The following is a 25,488-nucleotide window of genomic DNA, read 5'->3' on the forward strand; positions in this document are numbered from 1 at the left end:
GTTACATTCTTCTCGATTCCAAATAAGATTGCAGAATAATCGTGGCACTGATTTCGTCCACCAGCGCCTTATCCTGACGCGCCTTTTTCTTCAGTCCGCCGTCAAGCATCGCCTGATGTGCCAGCACAGAAGTAAACCGTTCGTCCACCAGTTCCACCGGCATGTCCGGCAGTTTCTTTTTCAGCTGCGCCACAAACGGCTTGATATACTTCATGTTTTCGGAGTCCTCATTGTTCATCTGCTTGGGATGCCCCACCACGATGCGTTCCACCTTTTCCTGCGCCACATACTTCAGTAAAAAATCCATCAGCTCATGTGTCGGCACGGTAGTCAGCCCGTTCGCTATAATCTGCATCGGATCGGTCACTGCAATTCCGGTGCGTTTTCTGCCATAATCTATTGCCAAAATTCTGCTCATACGGCGACAAAAGTACAAATTTATTCCTTACTTATTTACATATAAAACTTAAAAAAAGCATACCATAAGGCTTTCAAAGCTCCAAATGACAGGTTTCAGCCTCAAATAAAATCAAAGGCCACATCGGATTTAGGAAAAATATGCGTACCTTTGCACGCATAGATTACATTTTACATCACACACAATATGCAGGAAAAAATTATTATTCTTGACTTCGGTTCACAAACCACGCAGCTTATCGGCCGCCGTGTGCGCGAGCTGAACATGTATTGCGAAATTGTTCCTTACAACAAGTTTCCACACGATGACCCGTCGGTTATCGGCGTAATCTTGTCGGGAAGTCCTTTCTCAGTGTATGATGAGAAGGCTTTCAAAGTTGATTTAACCAACATCCGCGGAAAATATCCTATCTTGGGTATCTGCTATGGTGCACAGTTCATGTCGTACACCAACGGAGGAAAGGTAGAGCCGGCTAACACCCGCGAATACGGACGTGCACACCTGGCAACTTTCGACCATCAGAACCCGCTGCTGAAAGGCATCCGCGAACACTCTCAGGTATGGATGAGCCACGGTGACACCATCACTGCCATCCCCGACAACTTTGAAATCATCGCTTCTACCGACAAAGTAGCCATCGCCGCTTACCAGGCAAAGAACGAAAAGCTCTGGGGCGTACAGTTCCATCCGGAAGTGTTCCACAGCGAAGACGGAACTTTGCTGCTGAAGAACTTCGTAGTAGACATCTGCGGCGGAAAGCAGGACTGGAGTGCCGCTTCTTTCATTGAAACCACAGTAGCCGAACTGAAGCAACAGCTTGGCAACGACAAGGTAGTGTTAGGACTGAGCGGTGGCGTTGACTCATCAGTAGCAGCCGTATTGCTGAACAAAGCCATCGGAAAGAACCTGACCTGTATCTTCGTAGACCACGGAATGCTTCGCAAGAACGAATTCAAGAACGTATTGCACGACTATGAATGCCTTGGTCTGAACGTAATCGGCGTAGATGCCAGCGAAAAGTTCTTCTCAGAGCTGGCTGGTGTAACCGAACCCGAACGCAAACGTAAGATTATCGGTAAAGGCTTTATCGACGTATTCGATGAAGAAGCACATAAGATTCAGGATGTGATATGGCTGGCACAGGGTACTATTTATCCTGACTGCATCGAGTCATTGTCTATCACCGGTACCGTTATCAAGAGTCACCACAACGTAGGTGGTCTGCCGGAAAAGATGAACCTGAAACTCTGCGAACCTTTGCGTCTGTTGTTCAAGGACGAAGTACGCCGCGTAGGTCGCGAACTGGGTATGCCTGAGCACCTGATTACCCGTCATCCGTTCCCGGGTCCGGGCTTGGCTGTACGTATCTTGGGCGACATCACTCGTGAAAAAGTACGTATCCTGCAGGATGCCGACGACATCTTTATCCAGGGCTTGCGCGACTGGAAGGTGAAAGATGAAAACGGTAACGAAACTTCCCTGTACCATCAGGTATGGCAGGCCGGCGTAATCCTGTTGCCGGTACAGAGCGTAGGAGTTATGGGCGACGAACGTACCTACGAACGTGCCGTAGCACTGCGTGCGGTAACAAGTACCGATGCCATGACAGCCGACTGGGCTCACCTGCCCTACGAATTCATGGCCAAGGTTTCGAACGACATTATCAACAAAGTAAAAGGCGTGAACCGCGTTTGCTATGATATCTCGTCAAAACCGCCAGCCACCATCGAGTGGGAATAAGAAACACACTCATCCTTTAGTATAGCAAAGAGGTTGTCTCAAAATTTGAGACAGCCTCTTTCTTTTTAGTTCAAAGCCAATCTCTTTTTCCGAATAAACAACCAGTAGGCCGTAAGCACCAGCAACCCGGTAACCACCCACGACACCGGATACACCATCATCAGCACATCGTATCCTCTCCACACCGGCGATACCCCATACACCCAGACAATACGCAACAGGCAGGTTCCAAATACCGTGAGCACGGCCGGAGTCAGCGATTTTCCCATGCCGCGCAACGATGAACCGGCAATCTCGTAACTGCTGGCAATAAACTGACAGGCCAGCACAATGTGCATGCGGATAGCCCCGAAATGATGCACCATCGGTACATCCGAAAAGAAGCCCAGGAAGAAATCATCCTGCCAGGCAAAAAGCCAGTTGAAAGCTGCACAGAAAGCCAGACTTGAGCCCATGCAAATCCAGAACACCCGATGCACCCGGTCCATTCTTCCGGCCCCATAGTTCTGGGCAATGAAGCTGATGGCAGCCCCGTTAAATCCCTGAATAATGAAATAACAATAATACTCAAAGTTGAGCGCAGCCGACGAACCGGCAATCGCATCAGCTCCGTAGCTGTTGATAGACGACTGTACCACCACATTTGAAATGGAGAAAATCATGCCCTGCACTCCTGCCGGCACTCCGATGCGCAGCATACGGCTCAACTCCACCCCATGAATCTTCATCCTGTCGAAATGCAACCGGAAAGGTTCTTTCTCCTTACACAGCAAACGAATGATTAAAGTGGCACTAACCGCATTGGCTATGCCCGTAGCTACAGCCACTCCTGCCACTCCCATGCCGAAGCCTATCACGAACAGCAGGTTCAGCAAGGTATTGACCACACCGGCCATGACCAGGATATACAGCGGACGCCGCGTATCGCCCATACTCCGCAAAATGGCGGCACCGAAATTAAATGCCATGATAAAAGGCATTCCCAGGAAATAAATACGCAGGTAAGTCACCGCCTCATCCAGCACATCCGGCGGAGTACCCATCCATGTCAGAATCGGCCGGGCAGCCACCTGCCCCAACACCAGCAAAAAGAATCCGCTGAGAAGTGCCACCAACTGCACCGTACTGATGGCATTGCGTATGCTCCTGTCGTCCTGCTGCCCGATGTGGTTCGAGATAATGGCACAGGCTCCCATGGAAACACCCATAAACAGGTTTATCAATAACCCGATGACGGGCGCATTACTTCCCACGGCTGCCAGTGCCCTGCTTCCTACGAAGTGGCCCACTACTGCCACATCCACCGAATTAAAAAGTTCCTGTAACAAACTGCTGGCTGCCAACGGAAGAGCAAACAGCAAAATTTTCTTGAACAACGGCCCGTTCAGCATATCTATCTCATTGCTTTGGGCACGTTTTTTAGTCACACTGTTATCCATTTTTTACCTTCTTCAAAATGCGCGGCAAATTTACGGTAAAATTGGATAAGATGGATACAGGCGGACTTCTGTTTTATCCATTATATTTCTTGAAATTCTCCGCCTGCTCCAGAATTTCCTTAAACACCTCGTCATTCGTCACAGGAGGATAACCATATTCCGCCAGTATCAGAATCAGGTCCATTTTCAGTTCTGCCTTTATGTCATCACGAGTAGACCAGTCTGTATATTTTGATTTATCAGCCACAATTGTCTTTATTTCAGCAGCCAGTTTCAGTAATTTCTCTTCAGGATACTCAAAACCAAATTGTTTCGCAATAGACTTAAGAATATCATAAAACGCTTTTTCCTCGTAGCTGATACCTAAATTCTGGAATGACTTCTTTTCTTTGTTCAGCTCCTTTAATAAATCGACCATCTGATTAGCCACTTCGGTCAGTACCTCATCTGCAAAAATCGCACTGTCCCTACGTTCATTATACTTTTCAACCAAAGCACTCAGGCGTTTGGAAAAATCCACTCCTTTAGCCTTGTTCACTTTCTTGAACTCTGTAATGACAGTTTTCAAGAGCCGTTCCATCAGCTTCACTTTCGTATTAGGCAGCTTCAGTTTACCCAATCGTTCCATGTATTCTTCACTTAACACGTCCAGGTTCTCCTTGTCATTGCCTATCTGAATGATTTCTTCCACACCTTCCGACTGTATTGCCTCTTCTATCATCTCACCAACCCGCCTGTTCATTTGAGAAATGTCCGGCGTATCTCCAGTTGTCAGCTTATAGATAATAGACCGTACCCCACAAAAATAGTGTATTTCCTCACGCTCGGCATAGCTTATCTCCTCACTGTTGCTACACAGATTGAATGTCGATTTCAGTTTTCTGGCATGACCCATGAATAAGTTCTCCTGTTCCTTGGTGCGCTGCATTAATTCAGCCCCCTTATTCAGGCAGTCCAATTGCTCCAGCGGTGTCCCCGTAGAAAACACGGAATAGTCAAAACTCCCGAATAACCGCCGGATAATATCCAGCTCATCTTTCACCATTGCCACAGACTGCCCGATATTTTCCACCGAATCCGAATTATCGTCCCCTTGTGCGTAGCGTTTCAAGGCTACATTCATATTACTTTTAATACCGATATAGTCCACCACCAAACCTTTTTCCTTTCCCGGATACACCCTGTTCACACGCGAAATAGTCTGCACCAGCGTATGTTGCTGCAAAGGTTTGTCAATGTACATCGTGTCCAGGCAGTCCACATCAAAGCCCGTCGTCCACATATCTACCACAATGGCTATTTTAAAGTTCGATTTAGGCTTTTTATATTCTTCTGCCCAAGCCCGACGGTCATCGTCCGCTCCCAACAATGAATAAAGTTCCGGCTCATCATCCTTGCTTCGGGTCATGATTAGCTTCATCTTTTCAATAGGAAGCCCTTGATTGCCATAAAGCACATACATGTCTGCAGCCTGCAGTTCATCCATTCCCTGCTTCTCTTCACCAGGTTTCTTCACCCATTCAGGCCGTAGAAGCGCAATTTTCTTATACAAGGAAAAAGCTATCGTACGGTTAGAGCACACAAACATAGCCTTACCTTCTACCGTACTTCCCTCTTCCACTCGCTTCTCATAATGCGCAATGAAATCTTCGGCCACCGCCTGCAAACGATCAGCATCACCCAAGATACGCTCCATCTTGGTCACCGCTTTCTTACTTTCTTCTATCTGATACTCATTAGCCCCTTCTTCTGCACACTGCGCATAATACTTCTCTATCTCTTGCAATTTTTTATTATCAAGCAACACTTTTGCTGCACGCCCCTCATACACAATACGACGGGTAATACCATCAGTAACCGATTCTGTCATGGTATAAGCATCCACCACTTCGCCAAACACCTCTATCGTTGCATCAATCGGAGTTCCTGTAAAGCCCACATACGTGGCATTAGGCAATGAATCATGCAAGTATTTAGCAAAACCGAAATTTCGTCTCACTCCCTTCTCGGTCTGCTTCACTTGCATAGCCAGACTGGTCTGCGAACGATGGGCCTCGTCGGAGATACAAATAATATTCGCCCTTTTCGACAAGAGACGTGTATCTTCCGTAAACTTATGGATGGTAGTAAGAAACACACCGCCACTTGTCCGTCCGGTCAGATACTCACGCAGCTTGTCCCTGCTCTCCACATCTATCACACATTCATCACCAATAAAATTTTTAGCTGTACCAAACAACTTGGAAAGCTGGTCGTCCAAGTCTGTACGGTCGGTTATCAGGACAATTGTAGGACTGGCAAACTCCCGGCTACGCATCAGCATCCTACTAAGAAACAGCATGGTGATGCTCTTTCCACATCCGGTAGCTCCAAAGTAGGTACCGCCTTTCCCATCGCCCCCTTCCCGAAGTTTGGAATGTAAGCGAATATTCTCAAACAACTTGTGAGTGGCAAAAAACTGAGGATAACGGCAAACTACCTTCTTCTCATTCTTCGACAAATCGGGGAAGAACACAAAATCCTTGATTACACTCAATAACCTTTCTTTGCGAAACAAACCTTTGACCATTGTCAGCAAAGAGTTGATGCCATCGGTTGCCTTGTCGTTCGCCTCCACCTTTCGCCAGGTATAAAAGAAATCGTAAGGCGAAAACAACGACCCATACTTATTGTTTACCCCATCGCTGATTACTACGAACGCATTATATTTGAACAGTTCAGGAATATCACGACGATAACGCACGGTGAGCTGTGTATAGGCATCCATAATAGTAGTATCTTCTTTTACTGCACTTTTAAATTCCAGCACTACTACCGGCAAACCATTCACATATACAATACCGTCAGGAATACGCTTCTCGGTTCCTTTTATTTCCAACTGATTGACCACACGGAACAGATTATTGTCTCTTCCTTCCTCGCTAAAGTCTATCGGTTCGATAAACAAATCGGGCAAGGCAGCATCTTCACGCTTCAACGAAAACCCTTCGGTCATCAGCCGATAGGTCTGTGCATTATTGTCATACAAAGACCACCCTACATTGGCTGTCAGCCTTGCCAATACACTTTCTATTTCAAGAGGAGTGATACCAGCCTCTCGATAGCGGTTACGAAGATACGTACGCATATCATCGCGCAGCAATACTTCATCTGCTTCTTTATGAATTTCTTCTCCGCTGGTATAGATGTAGTCTTCCTGCTGGAATAACTCCATGATGGAGAGTTCGAGGGTATGTTCGTTGAAATGTGACATAATAAACTATTCTTGAGATTTCAAGTCTACTATCAATTCGTTTATTCCAAAATATCTATTAATTGTATTTATTTGGTTGAGAAAATCTTGACCAAATTTAACAACCTGATTCTTTAGGATATTAATAATTTCTTCTTGTGTATATTCTGAACCCGAACAACTAATCTTATAATTCTCTTCTATTTTTGCATTTAATAATCCCGATGAAATCGTTGAAACTAAAAAACCATACGCATATAACTCATTACCTTTTAATAAATCAGGTAATATGAATTCTTTATTATAATCTTTTGATAAAATACATGCATAAATAGCTAATGCACCTGTTGCCGATATACTATTTAAATAGTATGTTTTTAATTTACTCACGAAATCTAATGCTTCCTCAGAGTTTTGTTCTTTTCCACTTACAGTTGAAATGTTCAAAGAGTTTATCTGCTCTGAGAGTTTATGTTCAGTTTCCTGCATTCGTTCTTTTAATTTCTCATCTACACGGGATATAATACTATCTATTTGATTTGTTATTGTATTAGAGGTTAAAGTTAATTTTTTTTCTACATCAGTTATTTTATCTAATGTTCCATCTAATTGTTTTGAAATAGTTGTAATTGTTTCCGTAGCATTGTCTATTCTTGTAAATTGTTTATACAAATCTGAAGATGATTGTACGGTTACAAATATTGCTAATACGGATAAAACTAATGAAGTAATAGTTGAGCCAAAAGACAAATAATCAAAAATATTATTGTTAGGTCCTCCATATTTTGCAGAGATAATAGTTATCACTGCAAAGCTAAGAAACCCCACAATATAATTTCGATGTAATTTAATTATTTTCTGAGTTAATAAATTTTCTGTAGAAGTTTGTATTTTTTTATTGCTTAAGAAATCACAAATAATAGCTATTATTGCTATTAAAGTAGCACAAACAATCATAATTATAATAACATTTCTTTCCATAAAAATATTTTTTATTGCCCCATCTTCGCCAATAGCAAAGACTGTAATTCAGTTGATTTTATAATCTCACGTTGCATTAAAAATATATTCCTAACCAAAATCTTCGCTTGGTCATCAAATCTTTTTATTGCGATATGTGACGGAATAAGACACTCTTGTTGATTCAATATAACTTGTGTCAATAGTGGTTGACCAGAACCTTCGCTTTGACTATTTAAATCCATCCCACGTATAAGCCAATATAAGAAATATATATTATTCGATTTAGATATAGCCATCATTGCATTGTCATTTACCCAACATTTATTAGGCTCTAAAAATGCATTTCCACAATTAATGCCTACTCTTCCAATAATGATTACATTCTTCGCATTAAAAGATTCCGTGTAACCTACTATTCCATTCCCTCCGTAAATAGGTATAATGCCATTATTTGTTTTTATAGCCTTGCCATTCTTGAAATCGGCAATTTCTTCCAATGTCCCCATTCTCCAACCTTCCGGCAAATTCTCCTTATCAATCTCATCTACAAACATTTTGCGGTAGAGTGTTTGGGCTGTTTCTTCCAAACGAGTGATTATTTGTTTGTTCAGACGAATTCTCCGGGAAATGGTTTCGTATTCGGCAACTATCTTCCGTTGTTGTTCAATGGAAGGAATAGGAAGAAAAACATCACACATTTCCTCCCAGCTAAAAATCTCTCTTGCGCTACCGTGAGATTTAAAACGGGCATATCGGTCAAATTCTGGACGACGAAACCACATCATTAGATACTCGGGAAGAAGTTCATCCTGGTTCTTTACTTCAAAAACAGTATAAATAGAAGAAACTATAGCTTCTTTAAAATCCTGTAGTAAAGCAATCGCTATCTTATCTCCTCTCCGTGAAGTATCTTCAATATAAACAAATTGCCGAAACTTAACAATTTTATAAGAAGACATATCAGTTCCGATAGTATTTGCTATAGATGGTATAAACTCTTTGGAGATACTAACCCCTAAAAGTTCCTTCACCTCCAAATCCCGATTCCTTACATCCACCTCACGAATATAATCACCCAGCCGTCTATAATTCTCCTTACTCATAGTTGTTCTTGTTAATCAGATTGACTACTACTTTCACCATAATATCCTTTTCCTCTGTACGGCTCTCAGCAATCATCAGCGTAAGAGCCACAAGGGTGTTGTCGGCAATGCGCTTACTCCCATCTGGATTGTAGAGAATGCCGTTGCCGGCCATAAACCACAGGAAAAGGGTGGCCGCAATACGTTTGTTGCCATCACTAAACGAGTGATTTTTCGTGACGAGATAAAGCAGCATAGCCGCTTTTTCCTCCACAGAAGGGTAAAGGTCTTGCCCGCCAAAAGTCTGGTATATTTGCCCGATGGAACTTTTAAAGGAATCATCCTTCTCATGGGCAAACCACTGACTTCCACCGAATTTTTCCTTCAGTTCTTCTATGGCCTGCATGGCTCCCTCGTAGGTAGCATGGAACTTTATTTCGTTAGTGGTCTGCTCTACCGCCAGTTGCTGATAATCGTATCTGTCTAACGTATCGAGCGCATAAGCGTAATCGGAAACCACTTCCACCAGATTGAGCGCATCTTCCGATGTCAGTGCTTCCTGTGCCTTGACTGTACGGCCCAAAACCGTTACCAATTGCTTCAATTCAGTATAACGCTGTTCGGTCAAAGCCTTGTTGACGGCATAGCCTTTCACCAGATATTCTTTCAATACTCTATTGGCCCAAATACGGAATTGAGTGCCACGTTGGCTTTTCACGCGATAGCCTATGGAAATAATCACATCCAAAGAATAAAAGGCAACAGGCTGTTTCACGCCATCAACACGCAAAAAATGCGTGTTGTTCTCTTTTTCCAGTTCACCTTCGGAAAAGACATTATTAATATGTTTTCTTATAGTCTTTTCATCCCTATCAAACAGATTAGCCATCTGGTTAGCCGAAAGCCATACAGTCTCGTCTTCTAATTTCACGTCAATGGATGTTTGCCCATCAGCCGTACGGTAGATTACTATTTTGTCATTCAATTCCATAGCCCAACTCCCTGAACAGATTCAACAAATCCTTCTTGCTCTCTTCTTCCTGTTTCAACAATTCCTTCATTTCTGCTTGCAACTCTTTCATCTTGGAATCGAAATCAATACCTTCATCACGGCTCTTGAACTCAATGTATTTGCTGGGAACAAGTGACCATCCTTTGGCTTCAATCTCTTCAAGTGTGGCCGAATAGCAATATTCCGGTACGTTCTGGTAAGTCTGTTCGTATCCCTCACGCTGCCAGTTATGAAAGTTCTCGGCTATCTGTGCTATTTGTTCTTTGGAGAACTGGATGTATTTCTTCTCAAAGGGTTCTCCCCACTGGCGCAAGTCAATGAACAGCACCTCATTTTCACGGTTACGGTATTTCACCAACTCTCCGTTCTGTTCTACGGTACGGGCTTTGCGGTTACCAGCCAGAATCCAAAGCGTTACGCTAATATCGGTGGAATAGAACATATTACGAGGAAGAATCACAATGGCTTCCACCAAATGATTATTCAGCAACTGACGACGTATGTTTAGTTCAGTGCCATCTCCACTCAACGCACCGTTGGCAAGCAGGAAACCTGCCATTCCATTGGCCGACAATTTAGATACAATATTCAGAATCCAACCGTAATTCGCGTTACTGGTAGGCGGCACATCGTAACCGTGCCAGCGTGGGTCGGCAGTCAGCTCATTTTCTGCACGCCATGCTTTCTGGTTAAAAGGAGGATTGGCCATGATAAAATCGGCCTTCAAATCCTTGTGCTGGTCATCGTGAAAAGTATCGGCGGCTTTTTCTCCCAAATTACAGGCAATGCCACGAATTGCCAAGTTCATCTTGGCCAGTTTATAAGTAGTATTCGTGTATTCCTGCCCGTAAACGGAAATATCCTTCTTGTTACCATGATGTGCTTCGATGAACTTCATGCTTTGCACGAACATACCTCCTGAACCACAACACGGGTCATATATTTTGCCCCGATAGGGTTGAATCATTTCCGCTATCAGATTAACGATTGTCTTAGGGGTGTAATACTCTCCTTTTCCCTTTCCTTCTGCTATGGCAAATTTTCCTAAGAAATATTCGTAAACACGCCCTATCAAATCATGTTCTTTATCTTTCTGCGTATCTATCTTGCCAATCACATCCAGCAGACTGGCCAATTTGGTACGGTCAAGGCCCAAACCTGAATAATAATTGCTCGGCAATGCACCTTTCAGTGCCGGATTATCCTTTTCCACCTGTGCCAAAGCCGCATCTATCTTAATGGCAATATCGTTCTGTTTTGCGTTTTCTATCAAGTAATCCCAGCGACTGATTTCGCTCAGATAAAACACATTCTTTGCATTATAGAATACAGCCTGATTGACAAAGGCTTCTTTACCTTCCGAAATCAATTCATCACGTCTTTCCACAAAACGGTCGAAAGCATATTTCAGAAATATCAGACTTAATACAACGTGTTTATACTCTGAAGGTTCTACGGAACCACGCAGTTTATTTGCAGACTCCCAAAGGGTTTCCTCGATACTCTTTTCTTTCTGTAACTTTTTTGCCATGTTCTTTATTCTTCTTTTCTTGTATTCATCAGTTACCTTAAATTTACCTTAATTAATATGCAGCTATCTCTATCCATATTCTCTATAAAGATTGATTAGCGTGCAGTAATTGCAAATTTAATGATTAAGCATGAGAAAAACCAATGTTAAATTTAAAATATTCGTAGCCTCCAAATCTTACCATTTAAACATACCTCCACACTTTCCCAACCCCTTAATCCCAAAACTGTCAACGAACCTACAAAAATATCTCGACACGAACGTGTCAACCTCTCCGCACGTACGTGTCAAGACATCAGCACGAACGTGTCAAGACCTCGTCACGTACGTGTCGAGGTAAATTTAACTATATTTTTAAGAAATGGCCCAGGTTCATTCAAGTTTCTCCGGGCTTACTTTATCATTTTATCCTTCGGCTCCTTGAAAAGTTTACAAAGCTCCCCTAACCTTTCCGATTAACTCTCCACCTAAACACAAAAAAGGCCGAAGGTCTCCCGACTCCCGGCCTTTCCATTTGGATAATCAAAAACAAAACTATTTCTCGCTCATTTCAAAATGCCATTCTCCGGCAGCCAGCGTCAGCTGACGTTCGTTTTTCGGTTCGCCGTTCACACTCCAGCGCTGGAATTCGGCAGGAAGCACCACCTGTGCGGAAGTTCCTTCCGGTACTCGCAGATACATGGTTCCACTGTGAACCGACTTGTCCATTTCAAATATGATGCGACGACCGCCCGACAACGGTACCTGGGTACGGATGAGGTTCAAATGTGCCGGATGAGGTGCCACACGGAATGTACGGAAAGCCGGTTCCAGCGTTTCAATGCCGGCGATGTATTGTGAAAGGATGGTCAGCGGCCCACCGCTCCATGCGTGGTTGTAGGTACCCCCTCCGAAACCTTCGCTGCCGATGCCCCAGCCCTCCCACAGCGTGGTCAGCGGACTTTCTATCATGGCGCGATAACGCAGCTTCATGCGGTTCAGGGCGTCCTGATAATAGCCCATCGTGCAAAGAGCTTCGAGCACGTATTTCTCCATGTACGGACTGGCGTGATACCAGGTAGAGAAGAAGGGACGAATCACCGGATACAGTTCTTTGGGCAAGACTCCGGATACGACGGCCAATACCTGCGCACGGTCATCGGGTTTGCCCTGATAGCCCGGAGAGATGTAGTATTTTCCGTTCCAGAACGCACGGTGGAACACTTTACGCAGCTTGTCGGCGGTGGTGCGTGCCCAGGCGGCTTCTTCTGCCTCGCCGGCCAACTGGTTCATTTCTTCGTATCCCTTCAAAGCAATTACATACCAGAGGTTGAACAGCAGGGTCATATCCTTGTTTTCTCCCCAGTCGCCCCAGGTCCATCCGCCGGAACGAGGTATCACCAGCCCTTGAGCATCCGTTTTCCAAACGTGGATGTATTTCTTTACCCGCGGCAGCACGTCGGCAATGGTCTGACGGTCGCCCGTACCCATGTAGTAGGTCCAGAAACCATAATGGCTCACACTGGCCAGCATCTGCATGGGCAGTTCATCCTTATAGTTTCCGGCTGGAACAGGTGCAAAGATGGTGCTGTCGGCCCGCTGCCATCCCATCAGTTCATGAATACCCTTGCGGGTCAGCAGGTGAGCCTTTTCGTCGAGAGCATAGAAAGCTTCGCCCAACTCGTTCACCACGTCGCCCCACCACTGGGCACGCTCGCGGTCGGGACAATCCATATAAGTGTCGCGCATGGTGATGTAGAGCGTACGCTGCGACTTGTCCCACAAGCGGGTAAGCATCGGGTCATCGCAGGAGAAGCTTCCGGCAAAGGAGGTGTCGTAGCCCGTTTCACGGTACTTCACATCAAGCACTTCCACGCCTTCCGGAAGTTCATACTGCACATAATGGCCGTTCATCCAGCCCTTGCATTCGAATGTCTGTTCTCCTTCACACGTGCGATACTCGGCAAATACATTGGTGGCCGAACCGCCCCGGTAGTTGTCCGTGCGGATACGGATACACTTGCCTGCCGGTGCTTTCAGGCGGATGTAGGGAGTAATCTGTGCATTGTAAGGCAGGTAAGCCCGCAGCAGCGTATCGCCCTGCATCTCTGTCTTCGCATAAGGCTTCAGCCCGTAGTCTTTCCAGAACGGAATGGGGCGGTCTACCAGCTGATTCCATCCGGCTTTTTCCAGTGATATTTCCGTGGCTTTCTTCCATTTCTTGTCATCATAATCGGGCGACATGAAAGGGATGTCTTTCACTGCATCGAACCCGATGTTTGACTCTGCCAGACGATAGTTGGGCTGTTCACCCTGCGGCACATAATAGGCCGGATGCTTTTTCACCCGCCATTTTGCATCGGGTTCCACCTCCTTTCCATCACAAGAAAGGGAGAAACTGATGCCTGCCGTAGGGGAGTTGCGATGGCTGAAACCATCCTTACCAAAGTACCATACTAACAAAGCCACGGTATTCTCGCCCGCACGCAAGGCAGGAAGCGAAGTAATCACATCGCAATAGGTATCCGAAGGGTTCGGACCGCGTTTCAATCCTCCTTCCGACACCTGCAACTCGCCGTTCACCCAAAGCCAGTATTTCGTATCGGCAGCCAGACGCAGTTCCAGTGAGCGGGGTAATTCTTCCAGCGTGACCGTATTACGGAAACACCACCATGTGCCCGGGGCAGCCGGCTCTTTCTCTTTTAAAGTCCATACCTGTGCCTGCACATAAACAGACAGGCAGCAGACTAACATACATAACCACTTTTTCATTTCACTTCTATTTTTTCTGTACGGAATGGAAGCACCGGCATACCCGCATCTGTACGGAGACTGCCAATGGTAGCTTCATCAAAACAATAATATACCTGATAAGGTGCTTTCAATCCTCGCAGGGGAATCTGCAAGGTCTTGCCTTTCAAGCGGGCATTGACTGCAACCTGTTTCCCTGTACCGTCTACGACCGTCAGACCTGTCACCTCTTTGGGGGTGGAATGCAAGGTATTGAAATTCCCCTCCAACGTGACTTCCAGGTTTCGCTTCACCACCCGGGCTTCATGCAAACGCGGACTCTCGTAAGCACCGGTAAACTGACCGTAGACTTTGTCCATAGCCAGACAGGCCAGACGTTCTCCAATGGCCCGCTTATTACGCGGATGAATGTCTTTTACATTCTCCACCAAATCGGAAATATTGATCATGGCAGTATTCTTTACCTGCCCCAGCATGAGTTCCTGCTGTTCACGCAACAAAGCCGGGGTGTTGTTCTTCGCTCCGTACGTATGAGGCGCAATCTGCACATAATAGAACGGAAAGTCCCATCCGAAATCTTTTCGCCAGGCCTCCACCATCTTGGATACCAGACGGGCATACGACGGTGCATTCTCATGGTTGCTTTCTCCCTGATACCAGATGCATCCGGCAATCTGATAAGGCACCAGCGGATGAATCATCTGATTGTACAATACTCCCGGCTTTATCGGCCACCAGGGATAGTCTTTTAATTTATTCTTTGAAAGTATCTCGTCTTTTTCCACGATTTCGGCCGGTGTCCACACTTCAGCCGGTGTACCTCCCCAGGCAGAGACTAAAATGCCTACAGGTACTTTCAGGTGTTCGGTCAGGTAGCGGGCAAAGAAGTAGGCAGTAGCACTGGTCTTGCGCATACTTTCGGGAGTAGCTACCTCCCACTTCGTACGGCAGTCGGTCTGAGGTGTATCGGCTCCTTGCTTGGGATTATGAAAGATACGCACAGACGGGCAAGCGGCCTGTTTCACCTCCTGCTCGCCGTTCATGATTCCCATATTGGCCGACCATTCCATGTTCGATTGTCCGCTGCACAGCCAGACTTCACCCAGCATTACATCCGACACTTTCCGGCTGTCGTTTCCACCTTTCACTTCAAGCGTATACGGACCTCCGGCACGCCCGGTTGGCACCTCTGCTTTCCAGCGTCCCTGATTATCGACTACCGTACGCACGGTGTCTCCCGGATTCCATCCGGAAAGAATCATCAGGGTTTCAGACGGATTTCCCCATCCCCATACGGCTACCTTACTGTTTTGCTGTAATACCATTCCATCGGAGAAGACCGACGGAAGCTGAATCTGTGCCTTCGCCTCCACTCCGAAAGTCAAGGCCAGCATTCCTAAAATAAGATGCGTTGTGCTTTTCATTGTTTCTGTTCTTGTGAAAAAAACCTGCAAACAAAGGTAGAAGAACTACCCTAAGTTTGCAGGAAAAAATGATGTTTCTGTGGTTATTTTTGATTTTTGGCGGAAGACAAAATACTTAAATCTTTCGCATCAACTTCAGAAGAGGGATTGAAGCGGTCACTGCACATGTATTTCTTCAAGCTGTAGAGTAACTGACGGGCTTCCGTACGCTTGTCCATATCCTGCCAGAAATCGATTCCTGATACAAGCAACTTGCCCTTACCCACCTTCGCTTCAAACAGCAAAGCCAGCGGACGGTTCGTAAACCAGTCGTCGATAACCCGTACAATCGGCTGCAAGTTCTTGTCAATTTTGGCCACTTCGATGGCACCGGAATGACTCATGACATCCCACCACTGATAATCACTGTAATACTCTGTAGGGAACTCTGAAAGTGCCGGATGAGCGGGGTTACACAGGATACCCAATGTGTGCGGTGCTTGTCCCAGCGTCCAGGCCGTGTTCCAGAAGATGCTGGAGAAACCTATCTCTACTTCACCTCCCGCTTCGGCAGGCAAGGAGCCTTTCCGTAAAGAAAGCAGTACGTTACCCCCTTCCTGAAGACGTTGCAACGCTTTTGCATCCAGACGGTCGGTCATCAGCAATTGTGCTTCATCAGCTACTTTCTGTACCGCAGCAGGATATACCCAGATGTGCCAGCTGTTGGCGTAATCTCCCAATATAGCTTCCAGTGTCAGGCATGAAGGGACGTCTACCTTATCCAATGGAATCTCCAGTTGTCCCAGCGGAATACAGTTGCCGATACCCACCGGCTGGTGTGCCAGCGTGCCCGAAGCGATTGTCTTTCCTTCTTTTGTTTTCAGGGTCCAGGCAGTAGAAGTCACTTCCAGCGGAGCAGCTCCGAAATGCGCCACTTCCAGACTTCCTTTCACCGTTTCCTGGTTGGTGCAAATCAGTTTCGGCAAACGCAGCAATGGTACCGTACTGTTACAGAAACGACGGTATTCTTCCGGACGGATGTAGCCTTTTTCTTCCCAAAACGCATCGAGCACTCCTACCAAAGCTGTACCCTGCCCCGGGAAATCAGACAAGCCCAGCAACTGGAATCCACCGAAGTCTTTTGTACGCAAAGCCGCTTCGATATCGGCCTTATAACACAACGCCTGCAATTTTCCGGATGCCAGCAGGAAACTGTCAGCCAAATGTGCCATACCGTTTTCAGCCAGTGTTTCCTGGAATATCTCAAAGTTACGCGGACGCATCACCCCGTCGTATTTGGCCATTTCCTTGAAGTTGGGATATACACACCACTGCCCGATTTCGTGGCTCACCATCGGCTGCTGGAAACGTCCGATATATTCTGACCAGTCATAGTCGGTACGCGGAGCCTGTGCGTTGATAATACTCTTCACTCCTTGTCCCCATGCCTGAATACGAGGGTTGGAATCGCTCAAGAAGTCGTTAACCGGCAAATTGGGCCATCCGGCACCTGAACAATATAAACGGCGGGCATCGCGCTCTTTCCAGGTAGTAACGAAATTAGTCAGATAGGCATTACTTCCCTCACCAGCCGGTTCGTTACCGTACATCATCATGCAGAAAGAAGGATGGTTACCAAACTCACGGACGATGCGTTCACTTTCCTCCCAGATAAAGCGGTCCAGATCGCCTCCGTCGCCAATGGTAGTCGACTGGTTAGCCCAAGAAGAACATTCTATCTCCAGGTACATACCCATCTCATCGGCAGCCACAAAAGCAGCTTCGGGCGGACACCAGGAATGAAAGCGCACATGGTTCAGTCCGTGCTGCTGACAGGTGGTATAAATCTTTTTCCAGGATTCTACATCCGTGGGCGGGAAACCGGTCTTCGGAAATACGGCACAATCCAGCGTACCACGCAGGAACAAACGGCGGTCGTTGATGGTGAGCTTGCCGTCTGCCACCTTCACATCACGGAAACCAAAACGTTCCGCATAGACATCCGTTTCACCGCTCTCCGCATCCTTCACACTCAGCTTCAAATCATATAAGGATGGAGAAAACTCATCCCAGCACTTAATGTCTCCCTTCATGGCCAGCGACATCACCACTTGATTTTCGCCCGGCTTCAACGTACATTGTTGCTGTACTTTTTCATTACCTACCGTCATCTCCAGTACCACATTGGCATCTTTTTCATAACGGTTCATCAAGGAAGCCGACACACTGACTTTCTTAGCCAGACGCTCCGGTATAATCTTGACGGAAGACACATTCACTTCCGGTTTCACTTCCAGGAACATATCGCCTACCACCCCGTTCCAGTTTCCTTGTGTATGGTCGGAAATACTATGTGAGTTCTCTCCCGGATCAATGTTTTTCACCCGATTGTCTACACACAGCATCAACACATGTTTTCCTGCAGAAAGCTTGCCTGTCAGGTCATAACGATGGGGCGCCCCCAAAGCGTTTTGCATGCCGATTTCCTTTCCGTCTATATACAAACGGCTCTCCCAATGGCATCGTTCCAGGAAGAGAGAAATGTCCTTTCCTTCCCAACTGTCCGGAATCACCACCTCTTTCTGATACCACGCCTTACCCTTGTAATATTTTACCGGCTGAAGCCAGAAAGGTACCTTGATATTTCCTGCCTCACGGTATTTGGCATACGAAGGTTAAAAAAAATAGGAGGAATCTACAATACCACCCGTCCAATCAGTCCCCACGGCAATGTCTTCCCCCAAACCATTGGAAGCCATTGAGCCCGGCAGTTCAATCACCCGGCTCCAGTCCATACTGTCCGTAGAAAATGTCCATGAACCGGCCAAGTCAATCTTATCAGTCTGCTGACTGCAAGAGAAACAAAGCAAAGAAAATGAGAGTAATGCTGCTGCTTTCATATTATCAAATTTTGAGTTGACAAACTATTTTACAGATGACAAAATTACACATAAACTACCATCTCCGAATGTGCTATTTTCGCAAAAGGATGTAATATTTTTCGATTTCAGGTATTATCTTACTATAAGATAAAATCTCTTCAGGAAGTCTCTCTGAAAATCCAAATAAATGCCTACATTTGTCCCACAAATAAATATGCTATGGAAAAGAAAAAAGACGGATTTCCTAATGAGAAGGCCATTGTCATTCCTCAAGAGAATCTATTAAGAATCAAAGAAAATCCCATGACGCGCTTGCTGCACCCCACAGACGTGGGCTATTATCCCTGCGCTGAAGGTCACTACCGAGAACGTACAGAAGGTAGCCCGCAACATATCCTGATTTACTGCCACGAAGGAGAAGGATGGTACAACATAGGGAAAGGGAAATGTACGGTAAAAAAGAACGATTTCTTCATTATCGAAGCGGGTACACCGCATGTATACGCCGCTTCTACCAGCCATCCGTGGAGCATTTACTGGATTCATTTTACCGGTGAACAAAGCCACCTGTTTTCCGAGCTGTTCAACCGTACCATCTACATTGACGATTCGCCTACGGCCCGTTTCAACGACCGCATCCAGTTGTTCAATGAGATTTTAGTAAACCTTGAAATGGGATACAGCATCGAAAATTTGGAGTACATCACGCTCTGCCTATGGTACCTGCTCGGCTCCTTCCGATACATTCCTCAGTTCCGCGAAATCAACAAGCCCAAAACACAAGATACCATACAGAAAGTCATCAATTACATGAAGGCTAATCTGGACAAACAACTGACACTGGAAGACATGGCCGAAAGCGTGAACTACTCACCTACTTATCTGAGTACACTCTTTACACAAAAATCGGGCATGTCTCCCATCAACTATTTCAATCAGTTGAAAATTCAGAAGGCATGCCAGCTCTTGGACTTTAGCGACAAGAAAGCAAAAGAAATAGCTTTTGAACTGGCCTTTAATGATCCGTATTATTTTTCAAAAGTATTCACTAAATACATGCACATGTCACCTAAAGAGTATCGTATGAAGAAAAAGGGATGAGAAAAACTCATCCCTTTTTCTTCATACGATACTCACAAAACAGCTATTCCAATAATAGGAAGCTGAGAATCAACCTATACATGAAATTATTACTTCTTATAATTCGGGTTAGTCTTCGGCATTTTTGCACCACAAGCTTTCCGCCAATCATGTAGACGCTTAAGCAAATCTGCTGCTACTTCAGGTTTTTCCTTACTTAAGTCATGCGTTTCTGATATATCAGTCCTCAAGTTATACAACTCCACGTGATTGTCTTCATAGAACTCTATTAATTTATAATCTCCCATGCGGATAGCCCCACCCGGAGTGTCACCTTTACCACCATAGTGAGGATAATGCCAGAAAATAGGACCTCTATCAAAAGTTCTATCACCTTTCAAGAACGGAACAAGACTTACTCCATCCACATGCTGCTCTGGCTTCAAAGGCAAACCAGCCAGTTCCAATATAGTAGGATAAAAGTCAACACCAATTACTGGATTATGGCATACGCTTCCCGCCTCTACTACTTTGGGATATTTTATCAGAAAAGGTTCACGAATACCACCCTCATAAAGCCATCCCTTACCTGCACGCAACGGGAAATTACAAGTAGGAGATCCTTCAGCTGTTGACAAACCACCATTATCAGAGAGAAGGCATACTATGGTATTCTTATCCAGACCTTTCTTTTTCAATGCATCCAACACACGGCCTATATTCTCATCCATTGAGTATATCAACGCAGCATACTCTGCATCGCTCTGAACAACACGCTCTTTCCAATGCCAAGCTTTATGATCCGCATTTTTATACCAATCCAAATCTTTAGTAAAAGGCTGTATCTCATCAAGACGCATTTTATGAGCCTTCTTCTTGAAATATTCCACATATTCTGGCTTTGCCTCTATTGGAGTGTGTACAGCATAAAAAGCCAAATACATAAAGAAAGGCTTTGATTTAGATGCATCTATCAGCTTTATAGCTTCATCCCCCAAACGATCTGTCAGATATTCGCCATCCGGCCCGTCCGAAAGATAAGGATTTCTATATGGAGAGAAATAAGCACCTTTCCCCCCCCGCGATCTTTTTATTCCATTAGGAGACCCTTTCAACCAACCACCAATATTCACATCAAACCCCTGATATTGAGGATAATATAATGAATCTTCCGCACAATGCCATTTACCAATATGATATGTAGAATATCCATTTTCTTTCATTGCTTCAGGAATTATGACTTCTTCCAAGGGCATGTTCAGCGGCATTTCAGGAGCTATCATCTTGTATTTACTCAATTCCTCTGAAGTACGTCCATATTGATAACCTGGAATCCAATCTGTAATACCATTTCTTGCAGGATATTTACCTGTAAGTACACTCACCCGCGTTGGAGAACTTATAGATGCTGGAGCATAACCATTAGTAAAGACCATCCCTTCAGATGCAAGACGATCAATATTAGGAGTTTCATAAAACTTACTACCGTTATACCCCACATCTGCCCATCCGTAATCATCTATCATTATGAACAGCACATTGGGCTTCTGCTCTGCACCTTTTGCGAAAGCACTTGCTGCAATTCCCAAAAGCATCATTGATGTTTTAAATCTTTGAATCATAAATCATTTCTTATTTAAGGTTTTAATATATTGCCTAAACTTCCATGCAATCTGCGGATATGCAAAATTCACATTCCGTATCTCAGACGGGTCTTCCTCTAAATTATAAAGTTCAGCCTGTACACCCGGTTTTCCCGGAATAAACTTCCATTTTCCCATTCTCAGTGACAAATCACCACCGTTATTCTGGGTACATATAAACTGACGATACAATCCTGCATTTTCCTTTATAAAAAGCTCTGAAGCATCTTCAGTATCAACCATATTATTTTTATCAAGTTTATGACCTATCAAAGAAGGTATGGTAGCCATCAAATCCATATAACAGAAAGGTTGTTCCTGTAAAAAAGGCTCTTTTATCCTATCCGGCCACGAAAAAATAAACGGAACTTTTGTTCCTCCTTCATGCAATGAATATTTCTCTCCACGAAGATTTCCATAAGGATTATGACCGTTAATATTCTCCAAAGCACCATCATCATAACCTTCCTTAATCATTGGAGCGTTATCACTTGATACTATAATAATAGTGTTATCATACAACCCTTCATTTTTAAGACACTGAATAACTCTTCCTACACAATAATCAAACTCCTCTATCACGTCACCATAAATACCTGCTTTTGATTTTCCTCTGAACTGCCTTGAAGGGACTCTGGGTTCATGAGCATTCTGAGGTGCATAATACAAAAAGAAAGGCTTCTTTTTATTCTCCTTTATATATTCTATTGCCTTATTACATAAATCTTCCGCCATTGTTTCATCATTCCACAATGCGGACTTTCCTCCCGTCATCCAGCCGATTCTCCCAATACCGTTGATTATTGTATTATTATGTCCTAAATGATGTTTCAAGACCAGTTTCTCTGGATTCTCTTTTCCCGTAGGCCAATCTCCAACTTTCTTTTTATATGATACCTGAATAGGATCATTAGAATCAAGCCCCACAACTTTGTCCTGCTCAATAAATACACAAGGAACCCTATCGTTAGTACCTGGAAAATAATAACAATAATCAAATCCTACAGCAAGAGGTCCGGCTTTAATACTGCTATTGAAATCCACAGGAGTACCTTTCTCTCCAACTCCAAGATGCCATTTACCGACAATAGCCGTATTATACCCCAGTCTTTTCATGATCTTAGGCCATGTAATATTGTCTTGCGATATGCTCAGAGGAGCATCTGCTGGCAATATACCCACATTTTTTCTCCATGCATATTCTCCTGTCAGCATGGCATATCTTGAAGGAGATGAAGTGGAGGCCGGAGAATACGCATTTGTGAAGCGTACTCCATTTGCTGCAAGGTTGTCAAGATTAGGAGTTGAGATTTTCCTGGCACCATAACAGCTAAGGTCTTGATATCCTATATCATCGGCTAATATACATATCACATTGGGAAGATTTTGGGCATTAACTGCAATGCCTAAAGATGCTAATGAAGGTATGATAAATCCGATTTTCATTATATTAAAGTTATATAAGTTCATGTTGCAAAAATAAAAATTACCGATATCATACAAAATGTACAATTTCACCAATTAGATGTATAAAACTAGTATTATTTCTTCAAGTCATCAGGAGTAAATACAGTAACTTTTTCGTTATTCATAAGTTGTCTGTGTGTTTCCCTTGTAACTTCATGCCATACACCTTCATCCCATAACATAGGAGTTATTATACCTTTCTCCCATTCTTTATATTTATCTGTCATTTCTTTGCACAGCTCAGGATTGATTTTTCTCAAATCATTATCCTCACCCAAATTATCGTTAAGACTATACAACCTTTGCCCTAAACCTTCCACACTGATAAGTTTGTAATCACCCATTCTTACAGCAGACGATTTTTCTTTTCTCCAGAATAATATATCGTGAGGATTACCGCTCATTTCACCACTTATATATGGTATCAAATCTACACCATCAATAGGATTTTTAAGACTTTCTTTATCTATCCCTGCAGCAGCTATTGAAGTAGAAAAGATATCCAAAGAAGAAGACAAACCATCAAACGTCCCTTTATATTTACCACCCATCGTAATAAAGAAAGGTACTCTTATTCCCCCTTCATATTTATTCCCCTTAAAACCTTTTAAAGGGTAATTCGAAGACTGATTATTATGTGCCCCTCCATTATCACTCAAGAAAAAGATCAAGGTGTTTTCATACATACCTTCCTTTTTAAGTTTATCTACCACTTTTCCTATTCCTCTATCCACTGCCCAAGTCATTGCTGCAAGTTTCTGACGGGAATGCCCTTCAAACCTTGCCATATCCTCTTTTGTAGCTTCCATCGGGGTATGAACAGCATTAAAGGCAAGATACATCATAAAAGGCTTACCTGATCCTTTCTGTTTATCCAAATAATCCACAGCTGCATCAGCCAAAACATCGGTCATGTATCCATTAAAACTCAACTGTTTACCATTATACTGTAGATTATGAACATCTCCCGGCTTATCATCCCTATTAGGACGATAAAAATAAGAACGGCTTCCTGCAATAAAGCCATAAAAATGTTCAAACCCTCTTCTATTAGGATGGTATTCAGGAGCATCTCCCTGATGCCATTTTCCGATGCAAGATGTGTTATATCCGTTTCTTAAAAAAACATCAGCAATTGTTTCCTCATTCAGTCCCAATCCTAATGTATCTCCAAGATTGCATTCATACCCACATCTCTGGTTATATCTACCAGATAATATACCAGCACGAGAGGGGCCGCTTACAGATGCCGATACATGAGCATCGGTAAAAACGGTACCATCGGCAGCCAGTCGGTCGATATTGGGAGTCAGTAAATCCTTGCTTCCGTTAAATCCAAAATCATTGTAACCGGCATCATCGAGAAGAATTACAAGAATATTTGGTTTATTCAAAGAATTTTCAGCAGTACAATTTGTAGCCCAACAAGTTATCATTGTTGATACAGCACAAACTAATTTAGCATTCATAATTGTCTTTTTTCTGTTTTAAGAATATACCATAATTGAATTCCATATAAATGGTTTATATAAAAGCCTTAAACTCCAACAGAATCCAACAGATTGATCTGTCGGAGTTCATATTTTAGCGGAATTATTCTTCAATAGTAGTAGCACTTTCATTAACAGGAGTTTCATCGGCAACAGGCCAATTTATCACCTCTACATAATTTACATTTGATATATAAAATGACGGGCACTTCTCTTCTCCCTTTACTTCAAGGATATACTCACCATCTTCTTTATATTTATGTTGAAGCTCTCCGTTTGCATCTTCTACCACACCATCTCCCCAATGAACTGATGCTTTCATCAATGCTGAGAACAGCATGTTTACAGGCTTAAAATTGGGATTTGCAGAATCCTCTACCTTCATTTCTATTGATAGCTGGGTAGTCTTATAAGGCCCTGTAACTTCTTTTACTTCTAAAACTTCTTCCTTAGTGCATGATGACACAAATGAAGATAATAAAAGAAATAATACCGAATATTTAGATATTAAGTTTATCATATCATTCCTCCTTATTTAAAGAACTAGTGTTAATAATAAAAGTTTTAGCCTGACTTCCTTTAAGTTCTACAGTATAGTTACCTGTCGGTTTCCCTTCAAAACTGAACTTAATTTCAGGACTTCCTTCTGGGAATTCAGTTATTTCACCTTTGGGGGAAGTAATTGTAACTTTTGTATCAGGAAGTATTTCCGACATGGTAAGTTCTTTAGTCAGGTTTGACAACATTAAAGAAGGACGTGGGACAATTTCTGCAGGAACTTCAGGTTCTTCTGTATCAGTTCCTCCTAATTTGTATATTTTCACATCGTCAAGAAAAGCTACACCATTTGTTGTTTTCTGGAATAAAACTTTAATTTTAGTACAACCTTCTGGCACAGTAAACTCATGTTCATAAACTTTATTTATATGTGAACTCACTTTTACTGTTAATATATTTTTTACAGGATTTACTGACATATTCTGAATGAATCCATCCAAATGCTTGTCTCCCTTAACAGGATTCTTACCACTAATACTGATAGACTCATGAATTCTTGCAATGTAAGAAAATATATAAGTTTCTCCTGGTTCGACCTGTATATCCTGAGCAATCATCATATTTTTAGGACCATTTGAGAATCTTAGTGTTGGAGGAGTTATGGCATACTGTAAATACGAATCATCTTTTGTTCCGTCAAAAGCCATATTTCCATTAGGATTAAACCACCAGTTCTCGCCAGGAACCCAAGTCTTATCAGGATTTTCAAAACTCCCATTTACTACCAAATTTTTAATTATATCTCCTTCCGGAACCTTCTGTGCAAATGTCATACAACAAAAGGATATTCCACAAAAAAACATATTTAATATTTTCAT

16 protein-coding genes and 1 pseudogene are annotated in these 25,488 nt (G+C 43.7%); 2 read left to right on the forward strand and 15 right to left on the reverse strand.

Annotated elements, in window-relative coordinates; translation table 11 throughout:
* Position 1 precedes the first annotated feature (1 nt).
* The gene (ruvX, locus tag WKT20_RS01140; RefSeq protein ID WP_007560365.1) at positions 2 to 418 is read right to left on the reverse strand and encodes a Holliday junction resolvase RuvX; all 417 of its coding nucleotides are present in this window, start codon (positions 416 to 418) and stop codon (positions 2 to 4) included.
* A gap of 186 nt (positions 419 to 604) precedes the next feature.
* Here ruvX and guaA point away from each other — a divergent pair, with 186 nt between their 5' ends.
* Positions 605 to 2,158, forward strand: coding sequence for a glutamine-hydrolyzing GMP synthase (gene guaA, locus WKT20_RS01145; RefSeq protein ID WP_117701537.1), 1,554 nt, complete (start codon positions 605 to 607; stop codon positions 2,156 to 2,158).
* 65 nt (positions 2,159 to 2,223) lie between these two features.
* Here guaA and WKT20_RS01150 read toward each other — a convergent pair whose 3' ends face one another.
* The 9 genes and pseudogenes from WKT20_RS01150 to WKT20_RS01190 all read right to left on the reverse strand — a co-directional run bounded on the left by WKT20_RS01150 (position 2,224) and on the right by WKT20_RS01190 (position 18,450).
* Entirely contained in the window at positions 2,224 to 3,585 is a 1,362-nt protein-coding gene (locus WKT20_RS01150) for an MATE family efflux transporter (RefSeq protein ID WP_340416675.1), read from the reverse strand.
* A gap of 85 nt (positions 3,586 to 3,670) precedes the next feature.
* The gene (locus WKT20_RS01155; protein ID WP_340416676.1) at positions 3,671 to 6,850 is read right to left on the reverse strand and encodes a type I restriction endonuclease subunit R; all 3,180 of its coding nucleotides are present in this window, start codon (positions 6,848 to 6,850) and stop codon (positions 3,671 to 3,673) included.
* Positions 6,851 to 6,856: 6 nt separating this feature from the next.
* On the reverse strand, positions 6,857 to 7,810 hold the full coding sequence (locus WKT20_RS01160; protein WP_118164679.1) for a hypothetical protein: 954 nt from the start codon (positions 7,808 to 7,810) through the stop codon (positions 6,857 to 6,859).
* Between the two features lie 11 nt (positions 7,811 to 7,821).
* The gene (locus WKT20_RS01165) at positions 7,822 to 8,895 is read right to left on the reverse strand and encodes a restriction endonuclease subunit S (RefSeq protein WP_340416677.1); all 1,074 of its coding nucleotides are present in this window, start codon (positions 8,893 to 8,895) and stop codon (positions 7,822 to 7,824) included.
* Positions 8,888 to 9,865: a virulence protein RhuM/Fic/DOC family protein gene (rhuM, locus tag WKT20_RS01170; RefSeq protein WP_117701529.1), complete on the reverse strand. Its 978-nt coding sequence runs from the start codon at positions 9,863 to 9,865 to the stop codon at positions 8,888 to 8,890. The genes WKT20_RS01165 and rhuM overlap by 8 nt, the downstream gene beginning before the upstream one ends.
* Positions 9,852 to 11,417, reverse strand: coding sequence for a type I restriction-modification system subunit M (locus WKT20_RS01175; protein WP_117701527.1), 1,566 nt, complete (start codon positions 11,415 to 11,417; stop codon positions 9,852 to 9,854). The genes rhuM and WKT20_RS01175 overlap by 14 nt, the downstream gene beginning before the upstream one ends.
* Before the next feature lie 534 nt (positions 11,418 to 11,951).
* Complete coding sequence (locus tag WKT20_RS01180) at positions 11,952 to 14,168, reverse strand: alpha-L-rhamnosidase-related protein (protein WP_340416678.1); 2,217 nt, start codon at positions 14,166 to 14,168, stop codon at positions 11,952 to 11,954.
* Positions 14,165 to 15,571: a sialate O-acetylesterase gene (locus WKT20_RS01185; protein ID WP_340416679.1), complete on the reverse strand. Its 1,407-nt coding sequence runs from the start codon at positions 15,569 to 15,571 to the stop codon at positions 14,165 to 14,167. The genes WKT20_RS01180 and WKT20_RS01185 overlap by 4 nt, the downstream gene beginning before the upstream one ends.
* 83 nt (positions 15,572 to 15,654) lie before the next feature.
* A pseudogene (locus WKT20_RS01190) lies at positions 15,655 to 18,450 on the reverse strand (sugar-binding domain-containing protein).
* A 201-nt stretch (positions 18,451 to 18,651) separates the two neighbouring features.
* Between WKT20_RS01190 and WKT20_RS01195 the strand changes: the two are divergent.
* Positions 18,652 to 19,533: an AraC family transcriptional regulator gene (locus WKT20_RS01195; protein ID WP_340416680.1), complete on the forward strand. Its 882-nt coding sequence runs from the start codon at positions 18,652 to 18,654 to the stop codon at positions 19,531 to 19,533.
* A gap of 89 nt (positions 19,534 to 19,622) precedes the next feature.
* Here the strand turns inward: WKT20_RS01195 and WKT20_RS01200 are convergent, their stop codons facing one another.
* The 5 genes from WKT20_RS01200 to WKT20_RS01220 all read right to left on the reverse strand — a co-directional run bounded on the left by WKT20_RS01200 (position 19,623) and on the right by WKT20_RS01220 (position 25,488).
* Positions 19,623 to 21,134, reverse strand: coding sequence for a sulfatase (locus WKT20_RS01200; protein ID WP_340416681.1), 1,512 nt, complete (start codon positions 21,132 to 21,134; stop codon positions 19,623 to 19,625).
* A gap of 3 nt (positions 21,135 to 21,137) precedes the next feature.
* Positions 21,138 to 22,625, reverse strand: a complete 1,488-nt coding sequence (locus WKT20_RS01205) for a sulfatase family protein (protein WP_340416682.1) — start codon at positions 22,623 to 22,625, stop codon at positions 21,138 to 21,140.
* 71 nt (positions 22,626 to 22,696) lie between these two features.
* Positions 22,697 to 24,091, reverse strand: a complete 1,395-nt coding sequence (locus WKT20_RS01210) for a sulfatase-like hydrolase/transferase (protein WP_340416683.1) — start codon at positions 24,089 to 24,091, stop codon at positions 22,697 to 22,699.
* A gap of 124 nt (positions 24,092 to 24,215) precedes the next feature.
* Complete coding sequence (locus WKT20_RS01215) at positions 24,216 to 24,632, reverse strand: hypothetical protein (protein ID WP_340416684.1); 417 nt, start codon at positions 24,630 to 24,632, stop codon at positions 24,216 to 24,218.
* Between the two features lies 1 nt (position 24,633).
* Positions 24,634 to 25,488: a hypothetical protein gene (locus WKT20_RS01220; RefSeq protein WP_340416685.1), complete on the reverse strand. Its 855-nt coding sequence runs from the start codon at positions 25,486 to 25,488 to the stop codon at positions 24,634 to 24,636.

Origin of the sequence: Phocaeicola sp. ICN-14070 (assembly GCF_037892625.1) — a bacterium.
Lineage (GTDB): Bacteria > Bacteroidota > Bacteroidia > Bacteroidales > Bacteroidaceae > Phocaeicola > Phocaeicola plebeius.

Coding starts and splice junctions, on each gene's coding strand:
- WKT20_RS01215 (WP_340416684.1), bottom strand. CDS start 24,632: ATGATAAACTTAATATCTAAATATTCGGTATTATTTCTTTTATTATCT.
- WKT20_RS01210 (WP_340416683.1), bottom strand. CDS start 24,091: ATGAATGCTAAATTAGTTTGTGCTGTATCAACAATGATAACTTGTTGG.
- WKT20_RS01180 (WP_340416678.1), bottom strand. CDS start 14,168: ATGAAAAAGTGGTTATGTATGTTAGTCTGCTGCCTGTCTGTTTATGTG.
- WKT20_RS01200 (WP_340416681.1), bottom strand. CDS start 21,134: ATGATTCAAAGATTTAAAACATCAATGATGCTTTTGGGAATTGCAGCA.
- WKT20_RS01175 (WP_117701527.1), bottom strand. CDS start 11,417: ATGGCAAAAAAGTTACAGAAAGAAAAGAGTATCGAGGAAACCCTTTGG.
- WKT20_RS01155 (WP_340416676.1), bottom strand. CDS start 6,850: ATGTCACATTTCAACGAACATACCCTCGAACTCTCCATCATGGAGTTA.
- guaA (WP_117701537.1), top strand. CDS start 605: ATGCAGGAAAAAATTATTATTCTTGACTTCGGTTCACAAACCACGCAG.
- ruvX (WP_007560365.1), bottom strand. CDS start 418: ATGAGCAGAATTTTGGCAATAGATTATGGCAGAAAACGCACCGGAATT.
- WKT20_RS01185 (WP_340416679.1), bottom strand. CDS start 15,571: ATGAAAAGCACAACGCATCTTATTTTAGGAATGCTGGCCTTGACTTTC.
- WKT20_RS01205 (WP_340416682.1), bottom strand. CDS start 22,625: ATGAACTTATATAACTTTAATATAATGAAAATCGGATTTATCATACCT.
- rhuM (WP_117701529.1), bottom strand. CDS start 9,865: ATGGAATTGAATGACAAAATAGTAATCTACCGTACGGCTGATGGGCAA.
- WKT20_RS01220 (WP_340416685.1), bottom strand. CDS start 25,488: ATGAAAATATTAAATATGTTTTTTTGTGGAATATCCTTTTGTTGTATG.
- WKT20_RS01195 (WP_340416680.1), top strand. CDS start 18,652: ATGGAAAAGAAAAAAGACGGATTTCCTAATGAGAAGGCCATTGTCATT.
- WKT20_RS01165 (WP_340416677.1), bottom strand. CDS start 8,895: ATGAGTAAGGAGAATTATAGACGGCTGGGTGATTATATTCGTGAGGTG.
- WKT20_RS01160 (WP_118164679.1), bottom strand. CDS start 7,810: ATGGAAAGAAATGTTATTATAATTATGATTGTTTGTGCTACTTTAATA.